The organism is Azoarcus indigens (assembly GCF_004361735.1).
GTDB lineage: Bacteria > Pseudomonadota > Gammaproteobacteria > Burkholderiales > Rhodocyclaceae > Azoarcus > Azoarcus indigens.
Map to the genome: position 1 here is coordinate 15,599 of NZ_SNVV01000005.1, position 25,049 is coordinate 40,647.

Here is a 25,049-nt window from a genome sequence, read left to right on the forward strand (position 1 = left end):
GAACCGCCGCATGAAACCCCTCAGAAACCTGCTGCTCCCGCTGGCCGCCGCCCTTGGCACCACGCTGCTGGCCACCGCCCCGGCCCTGGTCCATGCCCAGGACAAGCGCCTGGAAACCCTGGTCGTCGCCAACGAATTCGGACCCAACATGCTGGACGTGCAGGGCGTGGGCGCCAACCGTCCGGCCTACGGCGTGTCCTGGATCGTGTATGACCGCCTGATGAGCTACGGCCGCAAGCAGCTGGCCGACGGCACCTACAGCTACGACTTCACCAAGCTGGAGCCGGAGCTGGCCGAGTCCTGGGAAGTCGCGCCCGACGGCATGAGCGTGGTCTTCCACCTGCGCAAGGGCGCCACCTTCCATGACGGCAGCCCGGTGACCGCCGAGGACGTGAAGTGGTCCTTCGAGCGCGCGCTGGCCATGGGCGGCTTTCCCACCTTCCAGATGAAGGCCGGTTCGGTCGAGAAGCCGGAGCAGTTCGAGGTGGTGGATGCCCAGACCTTCCGCCTGAAGTTCCTGCGCAAGGACAAGATGACCCTGCCCGACCTCGCGGTGCCGGTGGCCTCCATCTACAACGCCAAGCTGGCCAAGCAGCACGCCACCGCCGACGACCCGTGGGCGGCCAACTGGCTGAAGACCAACGCGGCCGGCGGCGGCGCCTACAAGGTGGCGTCGTGGAAGCCGGGCCAGGAGATCGTGTATGACCGCTTCGACGCCTGGAAGAACGGCCCGCTGCCCAAGCTCAAGCGCGTGATCCAGCGCGACGTGCCCTCCGCCGGCAACCGCCGCGCGCTGCTGGCCCGGGGCGACATCGACATCACCTTCGAGCTGCCGCCCAAGGATTTCAACGAGATGGCGCAGGAGAAGGGCAACGTGAAGGTGGAGAGCACACCCATCGAGAACTCGATGTGGTACCTCGGCATGAACAACGCCAAGCCGCCCTTCGACAACCTGAAGGTGCGCCAGGCGGTGGCCTGGGTGGTGCCCTACGACAAGATCATGCAGAACGCCTTCTACGGCCGCGGCGTGCCGCTGTTCGGCGGCAGCGGCGTCAAGGACGGCAGCTGGATGCAGCCCACCGCGTTCAAGACCGACCTCGCCAAGGCCAGGCAGCTGATGAAGGAGGCCGGCTACGAGAACGGCTTCGAAACCACCATCTCCTTCGACCTCGGCACCGCCACCGTGTCCGAGCCGGCGGTGATCCTGATCCAGGAGGCGCTGGCGCAGATCGGCATCAAGGCCGGCATCGAGAAGGTGCCCGGCTCCAACTGGCGTGCCGCCATCACCAAGAAGGACATGCCGATGATCTTCAACCGCTTCGGCGGCTGGCTGAACTATCCGGAGTACTTCTTCTTCTGGGCGTACCACGGCCAGAACGCGGTGTTCAACACCATGGGCTACCAGAACGAGAAGCTGGACAAGCTGGTGGAAGCGGCCCGCTTCGAAACCGACGCCAAGAAGTACGACCAGGAGGTGAAGGGCTTCATCGACATCGCCTACACCGAGGTGCCGCGCGTGCCCATCGTGCAGCCGATGATGGACGTGGCGATGCAGAAGAACGTGCACGGCTACACCTACTGGTTCCACCTGCAGCCGGACTATCGCCAGATCTACAAGCAGTAAGCCGTACCCGCCGGCCCGGCACCTGACCGGGCCGGCAGCACCAGACGGCAGACGGCGGCAGCCACGGCTGCGTCGCCCGCCAACGCCGCCCCGCCGCCCCCCGCGGCGGCGGCGCGCAACCGGAGTCAGCAGCCATGATCCAGGCCATTCTCAAACGTTTGCTCGGTGCCGTGCCCGCCATCATCGGCGTGGTCATCGTCACCTTCGTCCTCACCCGCGCCCTGCCGGGCGACCCGGCGGCCTACTTCGCCGGCCCCGCCGGCTCCACCGAAGCCATCGAGGAAATCCGGGTGAAGCTCGGCCTCGACCGAAGCCTGCCGGAGCAGTTCGTCTCCTACGTCGGCGACCTCGTCCGCGGCGACTGGGGCAACTCCCTCACCACCGGCCAGCCGGTGCTGGCCGAGATCGCCGACCGCCTGCCGGCCTCGCTGGAACTCACCCTGGTCGGCCTGTTGCTGGCGGTGGTAGTGGCGATTCCGCTGGGCGTGCTGGCCGCCACCCGGCCGGGCTCGTGGATAGACCACCTCTGCCGGGGCATCACCACCGCCGGGGTGTCGCTGCCCACCTTCTTCACCGGCCTGCTGCTGGCCTACGTCTTCTACTTCCTGCTCGGCTGGGCGCCCTCGCCGCTGGGCCGGCTGGACCCCTACGCCACCGCGCCGGACTTCGTCACCGGTTTCTACCTGATCGACAGCCTGATCGCCGGCGACCTGGAGACCTTCGCCTCCGCCGCCAAGCAGCTCATCCTGCCGGCCATCACCCTGGCGCTGTTCGTGCTGGCGCCGCTGGCGCGGATGACGCGCGCCTCCATGCTGGGCGTGCTGTCGGCGGACTTCATCCGCACCGCCCGCGCCTCCGGCCTGCGGCCCACCACCGTGCTGTTCACCTACGCCTTCCGCAACGCCCTGCTGCCGGTGCTGACCACGCTGGGCATGGTGTTCTCCTTCCTGCTCGGCTCCAACGTGCTGGTGGAGAAGGTGTTCGCCTGGCCCGGCATAGGCTCCTTCGCCATCGAGGCGCTGGTGGCGTCCGACTACGCGCCGGTGCAGGGCTTCGTGCTTGCCATGGCGCTGCTCTACGTCTTGCTCAACCTGCTGATCGACGTGGCCTACGGCCTGGTCGATCCGCGTGCCCGCCTGGAGGCCTGAGATGAGTGCCACGCCTTCCGCCGCCACCACGGCCACCCCGGTGGCCGCGACCCAGTCCGGCGCCGTCGCCCTGTGGTGGCGCAACCTCTGTTATGTGTTCGGCGAGAACCCGCTGTCGGCCATCGCCGCCGGCCTGTTCGTGTTCTTCATCCTGCTGGCGGCGCTGGGGCCCTGGCTGGTGCCTTACGACCCGCTGGCCTCGCATGTGGGCGATCCACTGTCGCCGCCCTCGGCCGCGCACTGGTTCGGCACCGACGCCCTGGGGCGCGACATCCTCTCCCGCGTCGTCATCGCCACCCGGCTGGACCTGGGCATCGCGGTGGCGGCGGTGGCGCTGTCCTTCGTCGTCGGCGGGCTGATGGGCGCCTTCGCCGGCTACTTCGGCGGCTGGTTCGACCGCATCAGCACCCGGGTGTCGGACACCATCATGGCCTTCCCGCTGTTCGTGCTGGCGATGGGCATCGTCGCCGCCATGGGCAACACCGTGGCCAACATCGTGCTCGCCACCGCCATCATCAACCTGCCCTTCTACCTGCGGGTGGCGCGGGCCGAGGTGCGGGTGCGGCGCGACGCCGGCTTCGTCGAGGCCGCCCGCCTGGCCGGCAACGGCGAGCTGCGGGTGCTGTTCCACCACCTCATCCCCAACATCCTGCCGCCGATGATGGTGCAGATCTCGCTCAACATGGGCTGGGCCATCCTCAACGCCGCCGGCCTGTCCTTCATCGGCCTGGGCGTGCGGCCGCCGGAAGCGGAGTGGGGAATCATGGTCGCCGAGGGCGCGCAGTACATCGTCTCCGGCGAATGGTGGATCGCCCTCTTTCCCGGCCTGGTGCTGATGCTGGCCGTCTTCTGCTTCAACCTGCTCGGCGACTCGCTGCGCGACCTCATCGACCCGCGGAGAAGAACATGAATGCGCTTTCCAACCCCTTGCTGGAAGTGGACCGCCTGGCGGTCGAATTCCGCACCCGCGGCGGCACCGTGCGCGCGCTGGAGAACGTCAGCCTGGCGCTGGCCGAGGGCGAAACCGTGGGCCTGGTGGGCGAATCCGGCTCCGGCAAGTCGGTGCTGTCCTTCGCCGCCATGGGCATACAGGACGCGGCGGCGCGCATCACCGCCGGCGCCATCCGCTTCGCCGGGCAGGACCTGCTGGCGAAGAAAGGCGCGGCGATGAAGGCGCTGCGCGGCCGCGAGATGGCGATGATCTTCCAGAACCCGCGGGTGGCGCTGAACCCCATCCGCCAGGTCGGCCGCCAGATCGAGGACGTGCTGGCGCGCCACACCGACCTGCTGCCGGCGGCCCGCCGCGCCCGTGCCATCGAATGCCTGGCCGAGGTGCGCATCCCCGACCCGGAGCGGCGCTACGCCGCCTATCCCTTCGAACTGTCCGGCGGCATGTGCCAGCGGGTGATGATCGCCATTGCCCTGGCCTGCAAGCCGCGCCTGCTGATCGCCGACGAGCCCACAACCGGGCTGGACGTGACCACCCAGGCGGCCATCATGCGGCTGGTGCGCGAGCTGTCCGCCGAGCGCCGCATGGCCACGCTGCTCATCACCCACGACCTCGGCATGGCGCGCGAGTACTGCGACCGCATCGCGGTGATGCACGCCGGCCACATCGTCGAGGTCGGCCCCACCGAGGCGCTGTTCGCCGCGCCCCGCCACCCCTATACCGAGCGCCTGATCGCCGCCACGCCGGTGGGCGCCGCCTCGCTCGCCGAACTGGCCGCCATCGACGGCAACCTGCCCGACCTGCGCCGCGCCGACCTGCCGGCCTGCCGCTTCGCCGAGCGCTGCCCGCGCCGCGGCGCCGAGTGCGAACGGCCGCTGGCGCTGGCGCCGGCCGGGGCGTCGTCCGCTACCCATCTCATCGCCTGTCACCGCCCGCTCACCGCCGCTGCCACGGAGGCCCGCCATGCCGCATTTGCTTGAGGCGATTTCGCTGAAGCGCCTGTTCCCGGTCAAGAAGGACGGCCAGACCCGTCAGCTGCACGCGGTGGATGGCATCGACTTCCACATCGCCCCGGGTGAAACCGTGGGCCTGGTGGGCGAGTCCGGCTGCGGCAAATCCACCCTGGTGCGCCTGCTCACCCGCACGCTGGACCCGAGCGACGGCCAGGTGCGCTTCCGCAACCGCGACATCGGCCTGGTGCGCTCGCGGGCGATGGCGCTGCACCCGCAGCGCAAGGACATCCAGATGGTGTTCCAGGACCCGACCGACAGCCTCAACCCACGCTACACCGCGCGCCAGACCATCGCCGAGTCGGTGCGCCTGCTGTGCGGCCTGCGCGGCGCCGAGGCCGCCGCCCGGGTGGAAGAGGCCGCCGGCTGGGTGGGCCTGCCGCTGGCCTTGCTGGACCGCTACCCGCACCAGCTCTCCGGCGGCCAGAAGGCGCGGGTGGGCATCGCCCGCGCCATCGTCAGCCGGCCGGCGCTGCTGGTGCTGGACGAACCCACCGCGGCGCTGGACGTGTCGGTGCAGACGGTGATCCTGCAGCTGCTGGAGCGGCTCAAGCAGGAACTGCAGATGAGCTTCCTGTTCGTCTCCCACGACCTCAACGTCGTCCGCCTGCTGTGCGACCGGGTGCTGGTGATGTATCTCGGCCGGGTGGTGGAGGCGGGGCCGACGGATGCGGTATTCCATGCGCCTGCTCACCCCTATACTCGCGCCCTGATCGCTTCCTTGCCCGGTGGTCTCGCCGGCGGCCAGGCCAGTGCCGCCGACCTGCTGGTGGGTGGCGATCCGCAAAGCCCGATAGACCCCGACCCTAACCGCTGCCGCCTGCTCGGCCGCTGCCCGCGCGGGCTGGCCCGCTGCGGCGAGGTCGGGCCGCAACTCGAAGACATCGGCGGCGGCCGCCAGGTCGCCTGCCACTATCCCGCGGTGGTGCAACATGTCCGACAGTAAATCCGCCGCCGGCAAGGCCAACGCCCTGGCCGGCCAGATCTACCAGCGCCTCAAGGACGACATCTCCAACTTCGCCCTGCTGCCGGGCGACCGCTTCACCGAAACCGAGATGGCCGAGCGCTACGGCGTTTCCCGCACGCCGGTGCGCGACGCCCTCTACCGGTTGGAGCGCGAAGGCTATCTGCAGGTGGCCTTCCGCAGCGGCTGGAGCGTGCGCCCCTTCGACTTCCACCGCTTCGACCAGCTCTACGACCTGCGCATCGTGCTGGAGCTGGCGGCGGTGGCGCGCATCTGCGAGGCCGAGCAGCCGGCCGATCTCTCCGCGCTGCAGGCCATCTGGTCGTTGCCGCGCGAGCAGCGCCTCACCGACGGCAAGCAGGTCGGCGAGCTGGACGAAGCCTTCCACCAGGGCCTCATCCTTGCCACCGGCAACCTGGAGATGGCGCGGGTGCACCAGGAGGTGACCGACAAGATCCGCATCGTCCGCCGGCTGGACTTCACCCGCGCGCCACGCATCGACCTCACCTACGACGAGCACCAGGAGGTGCTGCGCCTGCTCACCCAGCGCAAGGCCGCCCAGGCCGCCATCAACCTGCGCTCCCACATCGAGGCCAGCAAGGCCGAGGTGCACAAGATCACCCTGCACATGATCTACGAGGCGCGCCAGCGCGGGCTGGTGGGCGCGGCGGGCTGAGCGCCGCCGTCGCAGTCTGCGCCTGGGGGAGGGCGGCACGCCGTGCAGGCGGCGTGCCGCCGTCGAACTGCGCCACACCACGTGAAGGCCGGCTGGGCCACGGGCCGCGCCCACGCAGCATGACGCCTGCGCGGCAAGACGCCATGCCGCGCCGGAGCCGCAGCGCATCGGATATCGGGAAGACTGGAGCGCGCAGGACTTTGGCGCGGGGCGTGACGGTAGGCCCGCCTATGAGCGCCCGGCAGAAGACGCCGGGCCAGGCGCGGAGGCCGTTGGCGAACTGCCCATCTGCACCACGGCCATGCCCAGCAGGATCAGCGCAATGCCCGCCACCCGCCACCCGCCGGCAGGCTTGGGCGCCAGCCCCATCAAGCCATAGTGGTCGATCAGCAGCGACGCCAGCATCTGGCCCGCGATCACGCTGACGATGAAGCCGGCTGCGCCCAGCCTGGGCGTCAGCATGAGTGCGGCGGTGACATAGGCCACGCCAGCCACGCCGCCCAGCCACCACCACGCTGGCCCCTGCGCCGCAGTACCCAAAGCCGGCGCCGGGACGCGCATCAGCATCATCAAAGGCAGGACGACGAGCACGCTGACACCCAGCGAAGCCAAGGTGGCCCACAGCGGATGCCCCAGTGCCCGTCCCAATGCGGCGTTGCTCGCGGCTTGGAAGGGCACGGCAGCCCCCGCCGCCACGGCAATCGCCATTGGAAACACGGCGGGAAAAGAAGATGGCCCTTGCATACGAGAACGCCTCACTGCAGATGAAAACATGGCGCATGCTCAGGTATTTTTATAATGAATGGAAATTCTTATTTTGACTGTATATCATTCGTTTCATGGATGATCTACGGCGCATTGACCTCAATCTGCTGCTGACGCTTCATGCCTTGCTGGCGGAAAAGCACGTCACCCGGGCAGCGTTGCGGCTGCACAAAAGCCAGCCGGCGGTCAGCCATGCGCTGGCGCAGTTGCGGGAGACCTTCAAAGACCCCTTGCTGACCCGGCGCGGCGCAGGCATGGCGTTGACGCCGCGCGCCCAGGATTTGCTGCTGCCCTTGGAGGCGGCTCTCCAGCAGCTCAACGGGCTGCTGCACGAGGGGGCTTTCGACCCTGGCCAGGCGGTGCGCCGCTTTCGCCTTGCCATGTCCGACTATGCGGCCCACCTCGTTCTGCCCACGCTGGTAAAACGGTTGCGCGATCAGGCGCCCGGCATCGACATGGTTGTATGCCAGGCCAGTCGTGAAGCCATGCTGGCCCAACTCGCGGACGGCGAGATCGACCTGGGCCTTGGCGTATTTCCGGACACTGCGAGCGGCATCGTCGTCGAAACCCTGTTCGAGGAGCATTTCGTCAGCGTTGCGGACAAACGCTCGCTGCCGCCGCGCGGCAAGCTGGCGCTGGACAAATGGCTGGCGCGTCCGCATGTGCTGGTTGCCACGAGGCCGGACACCGAAAATGAGATCGACGCTGCGCTGGCCGCTCAAGGGCGGCACAGGCGCATTGCGCTGGTCCTGCCGCATTGGCGCGCTTCGACCGAAGTGCTGGCGGGTACCGATCTGATCCTGACCGTTGCCAGCCGCACGCTGGACCATCTGCCTGATGAGCAAGGGCTGACGCGCTTCACGCCGCCGTTCGAACTGCCCGGCTTTGCATTCCAGCAAGCGTGGCATGTGCGCCGAGAAGCCGATTCCGCACATCACTGGTTCAGAAGCGTAGTCATGGATTGCAGCCGGCCCATCCAGCAGGTCGCGAGGAAATAGGCGGCCTCATAAGGGAGGGCCGCGCTGGCACCCCATCTCCCAGGGAGAGCCGCCACCGCGCGCTGTCGCGGCAAGCTGCTTGCCCAGCCGCTGTTCCATCGCCGGCCGCCCAGGCACCCGACCGGGCCTATTCCCATGACGCTGGCGCGGCTATCACTCAAACGATTTTTTGACAAGTGAAAAGTGGCGATACTATGATCCAGATCAAATTTTCAGAGTTTTTTGAAATTTGAAAAGGACAAGAAATATGTCGCCACTGATCCAGTCTTTCGTCCTCCACTTCGGTGAGATGGGCAGCCGCTGGGGTATCAACCGCACCGTCGGCCAGATCTACGCGTTGCTCTACGTCTCGGAAAAGCCGCTGAACGCGGACGAGATCGCCGAAGAGCTGGCCTTCTCCCGCTCCAACGTCAGCATCGGCCTGAAAGAGCTGCAGGCGTGGCGGCTGGTGAAGCTGCAGCACTTCCCGGGCGACCGCCGGGAGTATTTCTCCACCCCGGAAGACATCTGGGCCATCTTCCGCCTGCTGGCGGAGGAGCGGCAGAAGCGCGAGGTGGAGCCGACGCTGACCATGCTGCGCGGCGCGCTGATGGAATCCCCGGCCAATGCCGCCGAGCGCCACGCCCAGGCGCGCATGCAGGCGATGTACGACCTCATCGAACTCATCACCAGCTGGTTCGCCGAGATCCAGAAGCTGGACGCCGAAACCCTGCAGCGGCTGATGAAGCTGGGCTCGCGGGTGCAGAAGCTGCTGCAGATCACCCAGTCGCTGGCGCGCTTCACCCACCGCGACGGCGGCGACAAGGAGGCGAAGGCGGAGAGCCGCGCCGCCCGGCCGGACGACGACGAGCCCGGCACCGGCGGCAACGAAGGGGAGGCACGCTGATGGACCTCGATCCTGTCGTTCTGGCGCGCATCCAGTTCGGCGCCAACATCACCTTCCACATCCTCTTCCCCACCATCAGCATCGCGCTCGGCTGGGTGTTGCTGTACTTCAAGCGCCGCTACGACCGCAGCGGCGACGAGGCGTGGATGGACGCCTACGGCTTCTGGGTCAAGGTGTTTGCGCTCACCTTCGCCCTCGGCGTGGTCAGCGGCATCACCATGAGCTTCCAGTTCGGCACCAACTGGCCGGGCTACATGCAGACGGTGGGCAACATCGCCGGGCCGCTGCTGGCTTACGAGATCCTCACCGCCTTCTTCCTGGAGGCCACCTTCCTCGGCGTGATGCTGTTCGGCCGCCGCAGGGTGTCCAACCGGGTGCATACGCTGGCGACGCTGCTGGTGGCGCTGGGCACAACCGCCTCGGCATTCTGGATCCTGGCGCTGAACTCCTGGATGCAGACGCCGGCCGGCTTCGAAATGGTGAACGGCCAGGCCATCATCACCGATTGGTGGGCGGCGGTGTTCAACCCCTCGCTGCCCTACCGGCTGACGCACATGCTGATCGCCTCCGGCCTCACCGTCTCCTTCCTCGTCGCCGGCCTGTCGGCCTATCGCCGGCTGAAGGGCGATGAATCCGGCGGTGTCACCCGGGCGCTGCGCACCGGCGTGTTCGCCGCCGCCCTGCTGATTCCGCTGCAGATCGCGGTCGGCGACTTCCACGGCCTCAACACCCTGCATCACCAGCCGGCCAAGATCGCCGCGGTGGAAGGGGTGTGGGAGACCGAGCGCGGCGCGCCGCTGACGCTGTTCGCGCTGCCCAACGAGGCCGGGCGCCGCAATGACTACGCCATCGTCGTGCCCAAGCTCGCCAGCCTCATCCTGACCCACGAGTGGGATGGCGAGATCCGCGGTCTCAATGAATTCGAGGGCGCCCATCCGCCGGTGGCCAAGGTGTTCTGGGCCTTCCGGGTGATGGTGGGCGTGGGCGTGCTGATGCTGGTCTGTTCCTGGTTCGCCGCCTGGCAGCTGCGCCGTGGCGGCCTGTCGCGCGGCGGCCTGCGGCTGCTGGTGGGCATGAGCTTCTCCGGCTGGGTGGCGACGGTGGCCGGCTGGTACGTCACCGAGATCGGCCGCCAGCCCTGGCTGGTGCAGGGCGTGCTGACCACCGCCGATGCCGCCGGCACGGTGCCCGCCGGCATGATCGCCACCTCGCTGGCGATGTACCTCACCCTCTATGCGGCGCTGCTGCTGGCCTACGTCTCGGTGCTGTTCCACCTCGCCCGCAAGGCCGGCAAGCCGGACCCGGCCGCCGCCCGCTACCTCGCCAAGGAGATGCCACAATGACGCCCGAGTACTGGTTGCCGGTGGTGTTCGCCGGCCTGATGGCCATCGCCCTGCTGGCCTATGTGATCCTCGACGGCTACGACCTCGGCGTCGGCCTGCTGCTGCCGCTGGGCGACGAGGAGGAGAAGGATCTGATGATCGCCTCCATCGGCCCCTTCTGGGATGCCAACGAGACCTGGCTGGTGCTGGGCATCGGCCTGCTGCTGGTGGCCTTTCCGCTGGCCAACGGCATCATCCTCGGCGCGCTCTACCTGCCGGTGGCGGCCATGCTCGCCGGCCTGATCCTGCGCGGCGTGGCCTTCGATTTCCGCGTCAAGGCGCAGGACAGCCACAAGCCTTGGTGGAACGCCACCTTCGCCGCCGGCTCGCTGATCGCCGCGCTGGCGCAGGGCGTGATGCTGGGCCGCTTCCTCACCGGCTTCGCGCCGGGCGCCGCCGCCTGGGCCTTCGCCGCCCTGGTCGCCATCGGCCTCACCGCCGGCTATGCGCTGCTGGGCGCCGGCTGGCTGGTGATGAAGAGCGAAGGCCGGCTGCAGGCGCGGGCGCTGGCCTGGGCGCGGCCGGCGGTATGGGGCGCGGCGCTGGGTGTGGCGGCGGTGTCGGTGGCGACGCCGCTGGTGAGCGAGCGCATTGCCGCCAAGTGGTTCGAGCTGCCGGAGTTCTTCCTGCTGCTGCCGGTGCCGGCGGCCACGGTGGTGCTGTTCGCGGTGCTCGTCGTCAGCCTGCCGCGGCTGGCGCGGCGCCAGGCGGCGGGCAACGACAACGGCTGCTGGCTGCCTTTCGCCGCGGCCATCGGCATCTTCCTGCTCGCCTTCCACGGGCTGGCTTACAGCGTATTTCCGCAGATCGTCATCGACCAGCTCGACATCTGGCAGGCTGCCGCCCATCCGCAGGGGCTGAAGGTGATCCTGGCGGGCGCGCTGGTGGTGCTGCCGGCCATCTTCGCTTACACCGCGTTCGCATACCGGGTGTTCTGGGGCAAGACGCGGGAACTCTCCTACCAGTAGAATCGTCAGTTGTGAAAACCGGGGGCGGGCTCCACAAGAGCTCGCCCCCGGTCGTTTTCTTCGTCGCCGCGGACCTTGTGAAATGCCGCCCGCCGCGCGCCGCTGCCGGAGACTTGTGCCGTGTTTGCCTGGTTCGAAAAGCTGGTCGATCCCTATCCCGATACCCCGCCGGCGACGCCGCCCAAGGGCTTCTTCGCCTTCCTGTGGGCGGGCACCGAGGGCGTGCGCCCCTTCATCGTCGGCATGACCTGCTTCACCGCGGTGGTGGGCGCTTTCGAGGCGCTGCTGTTCGCGGTGCTGGGGCGGCTGGTGGACTGGCTGGCGGCGGTGCCGCCGGCTGAACTGTGGTCCACCCGCGGCGGCACGCTGCTGCTGATAGGCGCGGTGGTGATGGGCAGCGTCGCCCTGGTGGCGATGCAGACCATGCTGAAGCATCAGACGCTGGCGGGCAATTTCCCGATGCGGCTGCGCTGGAACTTCCACCGCCTGATGCTCGGGCAGAGCATGAGTTTTTACCAGGACGAGTTCGCCGGCCGCGTCGCCGCCAAGGTGATGCAGACCGCGCTGGCGGTGCGCGACACCTGCATGACCATGGGCGACATCCTGGTCTTCGTCATCATCTACTTTGTCACCATGGCGGCGGTGGTGGGCGGCTTCAACGCCTGGCTGCTGCTGCCCTTCCTCGGCTGGCTGGTGCTCTACGTGGCGGCGCTGCGCTGGTTCGTGCCGCGCCTGTCCAAGGTGGGCAGCGCCCAGGCCGACGCCCGCTCGCTGATGACCGGGCGCATCACCGACGCCTACACCAACATCGCCACGGTGAAGCTGTTCTCCCACGCTGGCCGCGAGGCGGGTTACGCGCGCTCGGCGATGCGCGAGTTCATGCGCACGGTGCACGCGCAGATGCGGCTGGTGAGCGGCATCGAGATCGTCAACCACACGCTGAGCATGGGGCTGATCCTGAGCACCGCCGGCGTCACCCTGTGGCTGTGGACCCTGGGCGAGGTGGGCGTGGGCGCGCTGGCGGCGTCCACCGCGATGGCGCTGCGGCTGAACGGCATGTCGCACTGGGTGATGTGGGAGCTGGCCGGGCTGTTCGAGAACATCGGCACCGTGCAGGACGGCATCAACACCCTGTCGCAGCCGCACACCGTGGTGGACCGCGCCGACGCCCGGCCGCTGCAGGTGAGCCGCGGCGAGGTGCGCTTCGACAAGGTGCGCTTCGATTACGGCGGCGAAAGCATGCGCCCGGTGGTGGACGCGCTGACGCTGACCATACGCCCCGGCGAGAAGATCGGCCTGGTCGGCCGTTCCGGCGCCGGCAAGTCCACGCTGGTGAACCTGCTGCTGCGCTTCCACGACGTCGGCAGCGGCCGCATCCTGATCGACGGCCAGGACATCGCCAGCGTCACCCAGGAGAGCCTGCGCGAGAAGATCGGCATGGTGACGCAGGACACCTCGCTGCTGCACCGCTCGGTGCGGGACAACATCCTCTACGGCCGGCCGGACGCCACCGAGGCCGACATGGAAGCCGCCGCCCGCCGCGCCGAGGCGCACGACTTCATCCTCGGCCTGGCCGACCCCACCGGCCGGCGGGGCTACGACGCCCACGTCGGCGAGCGCGGGGTGAAGCTCTCCGGCGGCCAGCGCCAGCGCATAGCCATCGCCCGGGTGATGCTGAAGGACGCGCCCATCCTGCTGCTGGACGAGGCCACCAGCGCGCTGGACTCGGAAGTGGAGGCCGCCATCCAGGCCAGCCTGTACCGGCTGATGGAGGGCAAGACTGTGGTCGCCATCGCCCACCGCCTGTCCACCATCGCGGCGATGGACCGCCTGGTGGTGCTGGACCACGGCCGCATCGTCGAGGAGGGCGATCACCGAAGCCTGCTCGCCCGCAACGGCCTCTACGCCCGGCTGTGGGCGCACCAGAGCGGCGGCTTCCTCGGCGAGGAGGCGGAGGATGATGCGACGGAGGCGTCGGCCGAGCCGGCTTGAGGCGGGCCGCCGCCCGGGCTTGGCGGGGCGGCTTCAGCCCAGCAACAGCGCGTCGTCCGACACCTTCTCGCCGCGGGTGCGCTCGAACATTTCCAGCAGGTCGGGCACGTCCAGCCCGGCGCGCTGCTCGCCGGCCACGTCCAGCACCACCTGGCCACGGTGCAGCATCACCGTGCGGCTGCCGTAGTCCAGCGCCTGGCGCATGCTGTGGGTCACCATCATCGTCGTCAGCTTGTTCTCCTCGACGATGCGGGCGGTGAGTTCCAGCACGAAGGCGGCGGTCTTCGGGTCCAGCGCGGCGGTGTGCTCGTCCAGCAGCAGGATGCGCGAGGGCTGCAGCGAGGCCATCAGCAGGCTCACCGCCTGGCGCTGGCCGCCGGAGAGCAGGCCGATGCGGTCGGTCAGGCGGTTCTCCAGGCCGAGATTGAGGATGGCGAGCTTGTCGCGGAACAGCTCGCGGTCGCCACGGCCGATGGCGAAGCGGAAGCCGCGGCGGCGGCCGCGCGCCATTGCCAGCGCCATGTTCTCCTCGATGCTCAGGGCCTCGCAGGTGCCGGCCATCGGGTCCTGGAACACCCGGGCGACGAGGTCGGCGCGCTGCCAGGCCTGCAGCCGGGTGACGTCGCGGCCGTCTATCTCCACCTTGCCCTGGTCCACCAGCAGGTCGCCGGAGATGGCGTTGAGGAAGGTGGATTTGCCGGCGCCGTTGGAGCCGATCACCGACACGAACTGGCCGGCGGGGATCTCCAGGCTGAGGCCGCGCAGCGCCGGGTTCTCGATCGGCGTGCCGGGGTTGAAGGTGATGCGGAGCTCTTGCGCGCGCAGCATCAGCGGCCTCCGTTGCCGCGCAGGCGGCGCTTGAGGATGGGCAGCACCAGCACCACGGTGACCAGCGTCGCCGCCACCAGGTTGAGGTCCTGCGATTTCAGCCCGATGAGGTCGCTGTTGAGCGCCAGGGCGATGAAGAAGCGGTAGAGGATGGCGCCCAGCACCACCGCCAGCGTCAGCACCACGATGCGGCGGCCGGGCAGGATGCTCTCGCCGATGATGACCGCCGCCAGGCCGATGACGATGGTGCCTATGCCCATGGAGATGTCGGCGCCGCCCTGGCTCTGCGCGAACAACGCGCCGGCCAGCGCCACCAGCGCGTTCGATAGCGCCAGCCCGGCCAGCACCGAGCGCCCGGTGGCCACGCCCTGGGCGCGCGCCATGCGCGGGTTGGCGCCGGTGGCGCGCATCGCCAGGCCGGTCTCGGAGGAGAAGAACCAGTCCAGCGCCAGCTTGGCGGCGATGACGATGACGATCAGCACCAGCGGCCGCTCGATGTAGTCCGGCATCATCTCCGGCAGCAGCATGCTGAAGATGGTGGGCTCGGTGATCAGCGGCACGTTGGGCTTGCCCATGATGCGCAGGTTGATGGAGTACAGCGCCGTCATCAGCAGGATGCCGGCCAGCAGGTCCATGATGCGCAGGCGCACGTTGAACCAGCCGGTGAGCAGGCCGGCACAGGCGCCGGCGGCGAGGGCGGCCAGCGTGGCGAGGAAGGGATCGGTGCCGAGGGCGATCAGCGTGGCGGCGACGGCGCCGCCCAGCGGGAAGCTGCCATCCACCGTGAGGTCGGGGAAGTTGAGGATGCGGAAGGAGATCAGCACCCCGAGGGCGACCAGGCTGAAGATCAGGCCGATCTCCAGCGCGCCCATGAAGGAATACAGGGTCATGTGGATGGCTGCCGCGGCGCCGGGGGGCCGGCGCCGGCGGCTTTCTTACTGGAGGACGGTGGTGGCGGAGGAGAGGAACTCGGGCGCCAGGGTGACGCCCTGCTTCTTCGCCGCGGCGGCATTCACCACCAGCTCCAGCTTGTCGCTGGAGCTGGACGGGATGGCGCCCGGCTGCTCGCCCTTGAGGATGCGGGCGACCACCTTGCCGGTCTGCCGGCCCAGGTCCAGGTAATTCACGCCCAGCGCCGCGATGGCGCCGCGCTTGACGCTGTCGGTGTCAGAGGCGATCAGCGGGATGCGGGCGTCGTTGGCCACCTTGACCAGCGCCTCGTAGGCGGAGACGACGTTGTTGTCGGTGTTGGTGTAGATCACATCCACCTTGCCGACCAGGCTGCGGGCGGCGGCGCCGACGTCTACGCTGCGCGGCGCCGAGGCCTCCACCAGCGTCATGCCGGCGGCCGGCAGCAGGGTCTTGAACTGGTTCACCACCACCGTGGAGTTGGCTTCGCCCGGGTTGTAGACCATGCCGACGCGCTTGGCATTGGGCACCACCTTCTTGATCAGCTCCACCTGCTTGTCCAGCGCCAGCATGTCGGACACGCCGGTGACGTTGGTGCCGGAGGGCTTCCAGTCCTTCACCAGCTGGGCGGCCACCGGGTCGGTGACGCCGGAATACACCACCGGGATGGACTTGGTGGCGGCCACCACCGCCTGCGCCGACGGCGTGGCGATGGCGACGATGACATCCGGCTTGTCGCCGATGAACTTGCGCGCGATCTGTGCCGCGGTGCCGGTGTTGCCCTGGGCGCTCTGGTACTCCCACTTGAGGTTCTTGCCAGCCTCGAAGCCCTCGGCCTTCAGGGTCTCCTGCACGCCGTCGCGGATGGCGTCCAGCGCCGGGTGTTCGACGATGGCGGTGACCGCCACCGACTTGTCCGCCGCCAGCGCGGGTGCGGCGGCCGCGGCGGCCAGCAGGAGGGCGAGTGCGTGTTTGCGCCAGCCTTGCGCGGCGGTGTTCTTGGGCGATTGGGTCGTCATCTTGTTGTCCTCCTGATCGCAAGGAAGGGCCGGCTGCGGCCCCGCGTGCCTATGGTGTCGGTATGTCCCGCAAGTGCGGCTTGGTCGGCCGCCCGCCGGCAAAAGTTCGCGGCAGCCCGCATTTCAGCATCAAACGCCAGGGCTGGGTACACCTGGTTTGCCGCAGGCGGGGCAGATGGGTGTCATGAGGATGCGGCGGCGGACGTGGGGACGCTTTCTCCCCTCTTCCCGCATGCGAAACCTCCCGCTCCGCTTCAGTCTTCCAGCAGCCGCACCCGTATGCGCTTGCCCTTGATGCGGCCTTCGCCCAGGCGGCGGGCGGCCTGCTCCGCGACGTCCGCCGCCACCGCGACATAGGAGACGGCGTCGGCGAGGTCGATGCGGCCGATCTGCCCGCGGCTGCAGCCGGCTTCGCCGGTGAGCGCGCCGAGGATGTCGCCGGCGCGCAGCTTGTCCTTGCGGCCGGCGAGCAGCTGCAGGGTGCGCATGGCGGGTTGCAGCGGGGCGGGGCCGGTGGCTTCGGTGATTTCCAGTTCGGCCAGCGGGTGCCATTCCAGGGTGAAGCCGTGGGTGGCGGCAAGGGCTTCGACCCGGCGGCGTTCGCGCGGGCCGACCAGGCTGAGCGCCCAGCCGTCCGCGCCCCGGCCGGTGCGGCCGATGCGGTGCACATGCACCGCCGGCTCGGGCGCCACATCCACATTGATCACCGCTTCCAGGCCGGCGATGTCCAGGCCGCGGGCGGCGACGTCGGTGGCTACCAGTACCCGGCTGCTGCCGTTGGCGAAGCGCACCAGCACCTGGTCGCGCTCGCGCTGCTCCAGTTCGCCGTGCAGCGCGAGTGCGGCGATGCCGTCGGCTTCCAGCCGGGCGACGAGGTCGCGGCACTGCTGCCGGGTGTTGCAGAAAACCAGCGCGTTCGCCGGCCGGTAGTGCAACAGCAGGCGGGAGACCGCCGCCAGCCGTCCATCCTCGGCGACTTCGTAGAAGCGCTGGCGGATGCGGCCCTCGGCGTGGCCTTCGGCGAGGCGGATCTGTTCCGGCTCGCGCAGGAAGCGGCCGGCCAGCTCGGCGATGCTGGCCGGATAGGTGGCGGAGAACAGCAGGGTCTGGCGGTGGGCGGGGCAGGCGTCGGCGACCGCGGCGATGTCGTCGCGGAAGCCCATGTCCAGCATGCGGTCGGCCTCGTCCAGCACCAGGGTGGAGAGCGCTTCCAGCGCCAGGTTGCCGCGCTGCAGGTGGTCCAGCAGGCGGCCGGGCGTGCCCACCACCACATGGGCGCCGTGGGCCAGGCTGGCGGCCTGCGGCTTCAGCGTGGCGCCGCCACACAGGGTGAGCACCTTGATGTTGTCCTCGGCGCGGGCGAGGCGGCGGATCTCCTTCGCCACCTGGTCGGCCAGCTCGCGGGTGGGGCACAGCACCAGGGCCTGCACTCGGTTGTGGGCGAGATTGAGGCGGCCCAGCAGCGGCAGGGCGTAGGCGGCCGTCTTGCCGCTGCCGGTGCGGGCCTGGGCGATGAGGTCGCGGCCGGCGAGGGCGACCGGCAGCGCGGCGGCCTGGATGGGCGTCATCGCCAGGTAGCCCAGGCGCTGCAGGTTGTCGAGCACGGCCGGCGAAAGGCCCAGCGTGTCGAAGCCGGGGGATGGGGGAGCGGCGGAGTCGGGCGCCGGGGAGGTGTCGGGCGCGGGGGCGTGAGGTGCGGAGGTCATGCCCGATTATAGGCGGTGGGCGGAGCGGGGCTGGAGGGTGGGAGAAATAGGGGTGGGAGGCGGAGAGAGGGGCGTGCTCCCTCCCCCCTTGCGGGGGAGAGCTGGGGAGAGGGGGCGCCCGCCAGGGCGTTGAGGGGGCTCAAGCGCCGTAGCCCCCTCTCCCCCGGCCCCGCTCCGCGCCCCGGCCCAGCGACCTGTCGGCCGCTGGGCGAAGCAGCGCTTCGCTCTTTCCACCTACGCCCCGCGAGGGGAGAGGGGAGAAAACCGCTATGCTCGGGGGGCGTCGAGCCCGTATCGCTCTCCGCGCCCAGCCTCAGCGCTGCGCCTGCGCACCCTGCGCTTCCTTGTAGATGGCTTCGATCACGTCCTTGCCGACGCGGCTGGCCATTTCCTTGTGCACCGGCAGCATGGCCTGGCGCCAGCTCTCCCGTTCGGCGGCGGTGAGGGTGATGACCCTGGTCTTGCCGGAGGCGGCGATCTTCTTCAGCGCTTCGTCGTTCTCCTGCTGGGCGATTTCGTTCACATAGCGGGTGCTGTCCTTCATCGCCTGCTCGAGCAGGGCGCGGATGTCGGGCGGCAGGCCGTCCCAGAACTTCTTGTTGGTGATCACCGCGTAGCCGATGTAGCCGTGGTCGGACACCGTCATGTCGCTCTGCACCTCCGAGGTCTTCTGCGTCCAGTAGTTGGAGGTGGTGTTCTCGGTGCCGTCGACCACGCCGGTCTGCAGCGCCTGGTAGACCTCGGAGAAGGCCAGCATCTGCGGCAGGGCGCCGACCGCGCGCATCTGTGCCTCCAGCACCTTGCTGGACTGGATGCGCATCTTCAGGCCGCGCATGTCCTTTACCTCGCGCAGCGGGCGGTTGGCGCTCATGACCTTGAAGCCGTTGTCCCAGTAGGCCAGGCCGGTGATGCCGCGGGTTTCCAGCTTCTTCAGCAGGGAGGCGCCCACCGGGCCTTCGGTGACGCGGGTCAGCACTTCGGCGTTGGGGAAGATGAAGGGCAGGTCGAAGACTTCGAATTCGCGCACGCCCAGCGGCCCGAACTTGGACAGGGCGGGCGCCAGCATCTGCACCGAGCCCAGCTGCAGCGCCTCGATTTCCTCCTTGTCCTTGTACAGCGTGCTGTTGGGATAGACCTCGACCTTCACCTTGCCGCCGCTGCGCTCTTCCACCAGTTGCTTGAAGCGGTCGGCGCCCTTGCCCTTGGGCGTGTCGGCGGTGGTGACGTGGCTGAACTTGATGACGATGGGGCCGCTCTGCTCGGCGGGCTGGGCGCCGGCCTGGCCGGGCAGCAGCGCCGCGGCGGCGATCGTGGTGATGGCGCCGGCGATGGCGAGCGCACGGTGGATGTGACGGACGGTGTGCATGGTGCTGTCTCCTCCAGTGGAGTTTTATGGGTGCTGCGGAATCGGCGGTGGGGTCGGGGGCAGGGTTGATCGAAGGGTGGAGGCGGTGGCTGGCCTCAGCCGGCGGCGGCGCGTATGCGTTCGGCGCGGGCGATCACCGGCGCATCCACCATGCGGCCCTCCACCTGCACCGCGCCGCCGCCGGCCGAGGCAGCGGCGCTCAGCACCGCTTCGGCCCAGGCGCGCTCGGCGGCGCTGGGGGCGTAGGCGGCCCGGGTGGTGGAAACCTGGGCGGGGTGGATCAGCAGCAGCGCGCCGAAGCCGTGGTTGCGGGCGCGGCGGGCGTAGCGGGCGAGGCCGGCGCTGTCGCCGATGGCGGTGAACACGCCATCCACCGGCAGCGGCAGGCCGGCGCGGCGGCTGGCGAGGGCGAGCATGGCGCGGTAGGGCAGGAAGACCAGCTCTTCGGCGTCGTCCTCGTCCGGCACCAGGTCCAGCTCCACCGCCAGGTCCAGCTTGCCGAACACCAGCCGGGCGCAGCCGGGGGCGGTGGCGATGGCGTCCACCGCGCCCAGGCCGGCGGCGGTTTCCAGGATGGGCAGCACCGCGGTGGCGGCGCTGGCCTCGTGGGCGGCGGCGACGCTGGCGGCGGATTCGGCCTTGGGCAGCATCAGCCCGATCACGTCCGGATGGCGGCAGAGGACGAGGTCGGCTTCGTGCCAGGGCGTGCCGGCGGCGTTGATGCGCACCGCCAGCGCGCTGCCGGGGTGGTGGGCCAGCCAGGCGGCGAGGTGGGCGCGGGCGGCATCCTTGTCGGCCGGCGGCACCGCGTCTTCCAGATCGACGACGACCACGTCGGCGCCGCTGGACAGGGCCTTGGCGATGCGCTCCGGCCGGCTGGCGGGCACGAACAGGAAGCTGCGGGCGGCGGCGAGGCTGGCGGTGGCGTGGGTCTGCATCACACCACCCCCGCGTCGCGCAGTTCGCCGAAATGGCTGGTGTAGCCCAGCTCGGCGAGGATGGCCTCGGTGTGGGCGCCCAGCGCCGGGATGGGCGCCATGCGTGCCGGCCGCTGCGGGCCCATGCCCGGCGGCTGCAGCGCCGGCAGCGGGCCGGCGGGCGAGTCCACCGTGGTCCAGCGGCCGCGCGCCTGCAGCTGCGGGTGGCGCCACAGGTCGGCCATGGTGTTCACATGGGCGTTGGCGATGCCGGCGGCCTCCAGCCGGTCTATGACCTGCTCGGCGTCCAGCGCGGCGAAGCTGTCCTCGATCAGCGCATGCAGGGCTTCGCGGTGGATGTTGCGGGCGGCGTTGTCGATGAAGCGCGGGTCGGCGCGCAGCGCCGGCTGGCGCAGCACCTGGTCGCAGAACAGCGCCCATTCGCGCTCGTTCTGCAGGCCCAGCATCACCGTGCGGCCGTCGCCGGCCTTGAACGGGCCGTAGGGGTAGATGGTGGCGTGGGCGGCGCCGGCGCGCACCGGCGCCGGCTGGCCCTGCCAGGCGTAGTACATGGGGAAGCCCATCCACTCCACCATCGCGTCCAGCATGGCGATCTCGACGCGGCGGCCGCGGCCGGTGCGGCCGCGCTCGATCAGCGCGGCGAGGATGCCGGAGTAGGCGTACATGCCGGCGGCGATGTCGGCCACCGAGATGCCGGCCTTGACGTTGTCCTCCGGCGTGCCGGTGACCGAGAGGAAGCCGCTCTCGCTCTGGATCAGCAGGTCGTAGGCCTTCTTCTCGGTGTAGGGGCCGTCGTCGCCGTAGCCGGAGATGTCGCAGACGATGAGGCGCGGATGCCGGGGCGCCAGCTCCTCGTGGGCGAGGCCGAGGCGGGCGGCGGCGCCGGGGGCGAGGTTCTGCACCAGCACGTCGGCCTGCTCCAGCAGCGCGGCGAGGATTTCCCGCGCCTGCGGCTGCTTGAGGTCCAGCGTGAGGCTTTCCTTGGAGCGGTTCACCCAGACGAAGTGGGAGGCCAGGCCCTCCACCCGGCGGTCGTAGGCGCGGGCGAAGTCGCCGACGCCGGGGCGTTCGATCTTGATGACACGGGCGCCGAGGTCGGCGAGGTGGCGGGTGGCGAGCGGGGCGGCGATGGCGTGTTCCAGCGACACCACGGTGATGCCTTCCAGCGGCAGCGGGCTTTTCGTCGTCATGGCGGGCCTCAGAAGGAGCGCGGCAGCTCGAGCAGGTGCTCGGCGACGTAGGACAGGATGAGGTTGGTGGAGATGGGCGCCACCTGGTACAGCCGGGTCTCGCGGAACTTGCGCTCGACGTCGTATTCGCAGGCGAAGCCGAAGCCGCCGTGGGTCTGCAGGCAGGCGTTGGCCGCTTCCCAGGAGGCCTTGGCGGCGAGGTGCTTGGCCATGTTGGCAGCCGGGCCGCAGGGGAGACCGGCGTCGAACTGGGCGCAGGCGCGCCAGCGCATCAGGTTGGCGGCCTCGATCTCCATGTAGGCCTCGGCCAGCGGGAACTGCACGCCCTGGTTCTGGCCGATGGGGCGGTCGAACACCACCCGGTCGCGGGCGTAGGCGGTGGCGCGGTCGATGAACCAGTAGCCGTCGCCTATGCACTCGGCGGCGATCAGGGTGCGCTCGGCGTTGAGGCCGTCGAGGATGTAGCGGAAGCCGCGGCCCTCCTCGCCGATGAGGTTCTCTGCGGGAATCTCCAGGTTGTCGAAGAAAAGCTCGTTGGTCTCGTGGTTCACCATGTTGGGGATGGGGCGCACGGTGAGGCCCTTGCCCACCGCCTCGCGGAGGTCCACCAGGAAGATGGACATGCCGTCGGTCTTCTTCGCGCACTGTTCGCGCGGCGTGGTACGGGCGAGCAGGATCATGTAATCGGAATGGCGCACCCGGCTGATCCACACCTTCTGGCCATTCACGACGTAGCGGTCGCCCTGCTTCACCGCGGTGGTCTTCAGCCGCGAGGTGTCGGTGCCGGTGGTGGGCTCGGTGACGCCCATGGACTGCAGGCGCAGCTCGCCGGCGGCGATCTTCGGCAGCAGCGCGCGCTTCTGCGCTTCCGAGCCGTGGCGCAGCAGCGTGCCCATGTTGTACATCTGGCCATGCACCGCGCCGGAGTTGCCGCCGCAGCGGTTCACCTCCTCCAGCACCACCGAGGCTTCGGCCAGGCCGAGGCCGGAGCCGCCGTATTCCTCGGGAATCATCGCCGCCAGCCAGCCGGCGGCGGTCAGGGCGCCGACGAAGTCGTCGGGAAAGGCGCGGGCTTCATCCACCTTGCGCCAGTACTCGTCCGGGTAGTGGCTGCAGAGGTCGCGCACCGCGTCGCGGATGTCGGCATGGCTGGCGTCCAGGCGGGCGTCCAGCGGTGGAAAGGTGAAAGTGGCGCTCATGGTGGCTCGTTGTCGATATGCGTTCGGGTTTATGGGAGGCGTGTCGGGGTCGGAGGCGCGTCGGCGGGCTTTCAGGTGTTCAGGGCAAAGGGAAGGCGGCGGTGCGGGCGGTGGCGGGCAGGCTGTACTCCACCTCGGCGCGCATGCCGAGGCGGCCGCCGATGTCGGTCCACAGTTCGCTGCGGCCGCGGGCGTCGTCGCGGCCGCAGAAATCCACCGTTTCGCCCGCATGCAGCGGGCCGAGCGCGCGGAAGGCGAAGCGCTCGACCCGGCGCGCCGGATGCGTCTGGCGGTAGGCCTGCAGCAGCAGGGTGGCGGTCAGCGGGCCGTGCACCACCAGGCCGGGATAGCCTTCTTCGCCGGTGGTGTAGGGCTGGTCGTAGTGGATGCGGTGGCTGTTGAAGGTGAGCGCCGAGTAGCGGAACAGCAGCACCGGGTCCGGCACCCGGCGGATGCGGTAGTCGGCGCCGTCCGGCGCGCTCTCGCCAGCCGGGCGCTGGCCGCTTTGGCCAGGCTGGCGATAGACGATGTCCTGCTCTTCCTCTATGGCCGGGCCTTCGGCATCGGTAATGGTGTGGGCGACGGTGACGAACACCAGCTCGCCGCTGCGGCCCTGCTTGCGTTCGCAGCGCAGGATGCGGGAGCGGCGCTCCACCTCGGCACCCAGCGCCAGCGGCCGCAGGAAGCGGAGCCGGCCGCCGGCCCACATGCGGTTGGGCAGCGCCACCGGCGGCAGGAAGCCGCCGCGCGCCGGGTGGCCGTCGCGGCCCAGCTCGGCGCTGCGGGTGAGCGGGGTGAAATGGATCCAGTGCCACAGCGGCGGTAGCACGCCCTCGGCGAGCACCGCTTCAGGGGCCAGGTCCAGCGTGGCGGCCAGGGCGGCGGTGGGGCGGTGGTCGAGGCGGTCGGCGCGGCTTTCCTCGCGTCCCACCCAGTCGGCCAGGCCGGCCGGCGTCGTCTCTTGCATGTTCTCTCCTCGCGGCTTCTGTGGCCGGTGGTGGTGAGCCCATGGTGGCCACGGCAGGGGCGGCGAACAATTCGCCATTGCGGTAGCCCGCCTTCGGCATTGCCGAATCGCAGTGCAGCATTCGGGGGCTTCGGCGGGCTGGGCGCGCGGCGGGGTCGGCGCGCGGAATGCGGCGGAAAGGCGCGCCGTTCAAGGGGATGGCCGATGCCGGCGGGGGTACGCAGGGCAGGCCGGCGGGCGGAGCGGGTGAAGGCTTGGCCGCAGCGGAAGGCTCGCGAAGGCGCGGACGCTGGAAAAGACGAGGGCGGAAGGCGGCCTGTCAGCCGCCTTCCGCCCTCGGTCCGGGGCGTGCTCAGAGTGCGGCGGGTACCAGCGTGGGGCCGTCCGGCAGCGCTGGCTGCTCCAGCAGCACGCTGGCCAGGTGCAGCTGGAAGGCGCGGCGGGCGGCTTCGTCCGCCTCCACCCGCAGGCTGATGCCGTGGCGCTCCGCCTCGCTGCGCATGACGAAGAGGGCGCCGAGCAGGGAGGCATCCACCCGCGTGCCGGAGGGGATGAGGACATCTACCGCGGTGCTGGTGGGCAGCGCCTCGGCCAGCCGGCTCATCAGCGCGCCGCGCTGGGCGGGGGTGAGCACGCCGCGCAGGGTGATGTTGAGATGGCCGCCGCTGCCCACTTCCAGCGTGGAGGGCACCACTGCGCCGCTACCTCGCTTCCTCGCCGCCAGCGCGGCGGGCAGGGCGTGGCCGGCGAGCAGGCGCAGCAGGGCGTAGCCGTCGTCGGCGTAGCGGCGCAGCAGCTTGGGTTCTTCCTTGATGCGCCACAGCCATTCCAGGCCGGTGCGCTGCATCCACGCCGGCGCGCGGCTCACCGAGCCGGCGACGAAGTTGATGACCGCGCCCAGGTGGCTGATCACCGGCGCTTCCAGCTGGGCGCGGTTGTGCTCTATCCAGGCCTGCCCCTTGGCCGCGCCCAGGGCGACGACGACGAAGTCGGCGCCGCTGGCGTTGATCTCGGCGATGCGCTCCGGGCTGCTCATCTCTTCCACCGTGCCGAAGCCGGGGCAGTGCTGGCCCACGCATTGCACCGGTCCGCCGAGCGCGGCGAGGCGCGCGGCGGCGCGTTCGCCGACGCCGGGTTCGCCGCCGAAGAAATACACCTTCACCGGTCCGGCGGCGCCGGCCATCAGCGCCTCGAACAGATCGGAGCCGGCCACCCGCTGCGGCACGGGCGCGCCCAGCAGGCGGGCGAGCCAGACGATGGGCATGCCATCGGCAATCGAGAGGTCGCTGTGCAGCACTGAATCCTGGAAGGCGCGCTTGCGCTGGCTGGCGATGAGGAAGTTGAGGTTGGGCGTGGACAGGAACAGGCGCTGGCGCTCCCGTATCGCCAGGGCAATGCTGCGCAGCGCATCGTCGCGCGTCACCGCGTCGAAAGGCAGGCCGAACAGCCAATATACCGGGCGCATGGTTTTGTTCTGCATGGGCGGGGGACTCCGGGGGGAACGCCCGATGCTATCCCATCGCCCCTGCCGGCTTCCACGCCCGGCGGAATGCATTGGAAAGAAA

At 69.8% G+C, this 25,049-nt stretch carries 22 protein-coding genes; 11 read left to right on the forward strand and 11 right to left on the reverse strand.

All coding sequences use genetic code 11. The features are described 5' to 3' along the window. The first annotated feature begins 10 nt into the window (after positions 1 to 10). The 6 genes from C7389_RS07255 (at position 11) to C7389_RS07280 (ending at position 6,371) form a co-directional block, all read left to right on the forward strand. A complete protein-coding gene (locus tag C7389_RS07255) occupies positions 11 to 1,624 on the forward strand; it encodes an ABC transporter substrate-binding protein (protein WP_133589869.1) in 1,614 nt (537 codons plus the stop codon). Positions 1,625 to 1,758: 134 nt separating this feature from the next. Beyond that, complete coding sequence (locus C7389_RS07260) at positions 1,759 to 2,772, forward strand: ABC transporter permease (RefSeq protein ID WP_133589871.1); 1,014 nt, start codon at positions 1,759 to 1,761, stop codon at positions 2,770 to 2,772. 1 nt (position 2,773) lies between these two features. After that, a complete protein-coding gene (locus tag C7389_RS07265; protein WP_133589873.1) occupies positions 2,774 to 3,682 on the forward strand; it encodes an ABC transporter permease in 909 nt (302 codons plus the stop codon). Then, positions 3,679 to 4,701, forward strand: coding sequence for an ABC transporter ATP-binding protein (locus C7389_RS07270; protein WP_133589875.1), 1,023 nt, complete (start codon positions 3,679 to 3,681; stop codon positions 4,699 to 4,701). Before C7389_RS07265 ends, C7389_RS07270 begins: the two co-directional genes overlap by 4 nt. Next, positions 4,685 to 5,677, forward strand: a complete 993-nt coding sequence (locus tag C7389_RS07275; protein ID WP_133589877.1) for an oligopeptide/dipeptide ABC transporter ATP-binding protein — start codon at positions 4,685 to 4,687, stop codon at positions 5,675 to 5,677. Before C7389_RS07270 ends, C7389_RS07275 begins: the two co-directional genes overlap by 17 nt. Continuing rightward, positions 5,664 to 6,371, forward strand: coding sequence for a GntR family transcriptional regulator (locus C7389_RS07280; protein ID WP_133589879.1), 708 nt, complete (start codon positions 5,664 to 5,666; stop codon positions 6,369 to 6,371). The genes C7389_RS07275 and C7389_RS07280 overlap by 14 nt, the downstream gene beginning before the upstream one ends. A gap of 228 nt (positions 6,372 to 6,599) precedes the next feature. Here the strand turns inward: C7389_RS07280 and C7389_RS07285 are convergent, their stop codons facing one another. Then, positions 6,600 to 7,145 (reverse strand): DMT family transporter, encoded by a 546-nt coding sequence (locus tag C7389_RS07285; RefSeq protein ID WP_342773498.1) that lies wholly within the window; start codon positions 7,143 to 7,145, stop codon positions 6,600 to 6,602. Between the two features lie 65 nt (positions 7,146 to 7,210). Here C7389_RS07285 and C7389_RS07290 point away from each other — a divergent pair, with 65 nt between their 5' ends. The 5 genes from C7389_RS07290 to C7389_RS07310 all read left to right on the forward strand — a co-directional run bounded on the left by C7389_RS07290 (position 7,211) and on the right by C7389_RS07310 (position 13,362). Next, positions 7,211 to 8,134, forward strand: coding sequence for a LysR family transcriptional regulator (locus tag C7389_RS07290; protein WP_133589883.1), 924 nt, complete (start codon positions 7,211 to 7,213; stop codon positions 8,132 to 8,134). A gap of 247 nt (positions 8,135 to 8,381) precedes the next feature. Next, positions 8,382 to 9,020, forward strand: a complete 639-nt coding sequence (locus tag C7389_RS07295; protein ID WP_133589885.1) for a GbsR/MarR family transcriptional regulator — start codon at positions 8,382 to 8,384, stop codon at positions 9,018 to 9,020. Next, positions 9,020 to 10,363 carry a cytochrome ubiquinol oxidase subunit I gene (locus tag C7389_RS07300; RefSeq protein WP_133589887.1) on the forward strand — a complete coding sequence of 448 codons (1,344 nt, stop codon included), beginning with the start codon at positions 9,020 to 9,022 and terminating at the stop codon, positions 10,361 to 10,363. Before C7389_RS07295 ends, C7389_RS07300 begins: the two co-directional genes overlap by 1 nt. After that, positions 10,360 to 11,370, forward strand: coding sequence for a cytochrome d ubiquinol oxidase subunit II (locus C7389_RS07305; RefSeq protein ID WP_133589889.1), 1,011 nt, complete (start codon positions 10,360 to 10,362; stop codon positions 11,368 to 11,370). Before C7389_RS07300 ends, C7389_RS07305 begins: the two co-directional genes overlap by 4 nt. A gap of 120 nt (positions 11,371 to 11,490) precedes the next feature. Next, complete coding sequence (locus C7389_RS07310) at positions 11,491 to 13,362, forward strand: ABC transporter ATP-binding protein (RefSeq protein WP_133589891.1); 1,872 nt, start codon at positions 11,491 to 11,493, stop codon at positions 13,360 to 13,362. Between the two features lie 33 nt (positions 13,363 to 13,395). On the opposite strand, the gene C7389_RS07315 is transcribed toward C7389_RS07310, so the two are convergent. From C7389_RS07315 to C7389_RS07360, 10 genes are all read right to left on the reverse strand, one after another. Further along, on the reverse strand, positions 13,396 to 14,190 hold the full coding sequence (locus C7389_RS07315; protein WP_133589893.1) for an ABC transporter ATP-binding protein: 795 nt from the start codon (positions 14,188 to 14,190) through the stop codon (positions 13,396 to 13,398). Beyond that, complete coding sequence (locus tag C7389_RS07320) at positions 14,190 to 15,080, reverse strand: ABC transporter permease (RefSeq protein ID WP_133589895.1); 891 nt, start codon at positions 15,078 to 15,080, stop codon at positions 14,190 to 14,192. The genes C7389_RS07315 and C7389_RS07320 overlap by 1 nt, the downstream gene beginning before the upstream one ends. Positions 15,081 to 15,125: 45 nt before the next feature. After that, positions 15,126 to 16,118 (reverse strand): ABC transporter substrate-binding protein, encoded by a 993-nt coding sequence (locus tag C7389_RS07325; protein WP_133589897.1) that lies wholly within the window; start codon positions 16,116 to 16,118, stop codon positions 15,126 to 15,128. 254 nt (positions 16,119 to 16,372) lie between these two features. Then, the gene (gene dbpA, locus C7389_RS07330; RefSeq protein ID WP_133589899.1) at positions 16,373 to 17,824 is read right to left on the reverse strand and encodes an ATP-dependent RNA helicase DbpA; all 1,452 of its coding nucleotides are present in this window, start codon (positions 17,822 to 17,824) and stop codon (positions 16,373 to 16,375) included. 313 nt (positions 17,825 to 18,137) lie between these two features. Continuing rightward, entirely contained in the window at positions 18,138 to 19,190 is a 1,053-nt protein-coding gene (locus C7389_RS07335) for a TRAP transporter substrate-binding protein (protein ID WP_133589901.1), read from the reverse strand. Positions 19,191 to 19,285: 95 nt separating this feature from the next. Beyond that, positions 19,286 to 20,128 carry an HpcH/HpaI aldolase/citrate lyase family protein gene (locus tag C7389_RS07340; RefSeq protein ID WP_133589903.1) on the reverse strand — a complete coding sequence of 281 codons (843 nt, stop codon included), beginning with the start codon at positions 20,126 to 20,128 and terminating at the stop codon, positions 19,286 to 19,288. Continuing rightward, positions 20,128 to 21,318 (reverse strand): CaiB/BaiF CoA transferase family protein, encoded by a 1,191-nt coding sequence (locus C7389_RS07345; RefSeq protein ID WP_133589905.1) that lies wholly within the window; start codon positions 21,316 to 21,318, stop codon positions 20,128 to 20,130. Before C7389_RS07345 ends, C7389_RS07340 begins: the two co-directional genes overlap by 1 nt. 8 nt (positions 21,319 to 21,326) lie before the next feature. Then, entirely contained in the window at positions 21,327 to 22,517 is a 1,191-nt protein-coding gene (locus C7389_RS07350; protein WP_133589907.1) for an acyl-CoA dehydrogenase family protein, read from the reverse strand. 79 nt (positions 22,518 to 22,596) lie between these two features. Continuing rightward, positions 22,597 to 23,484 (reverse strand): HTD2 family dehydratase, encoded by an 888-nt coding sequence (locus C7389_RS07355; protein WP_133589909.1) that lies wholly within the window; start codon positions 23,482 to 23,484, stop codon positions 22,597 to 22,599. Positions 23,485 to 23,836: 352 nt separating this feature from the next. After that, positions 23,837 to 24,964, reverse strand: coding sequence for a WecB/TagA/CpsF family glycosyltransferase (locus C7389_RS07360; RefSeq protein ID WP_162851695.1), 1,128 nt, complete (start codon positions 24,962 to 24,964; stop codon positions 23,837 to 23,839). Positions 24,965 to 25,049: the final 85 nt, after the last annotated feature.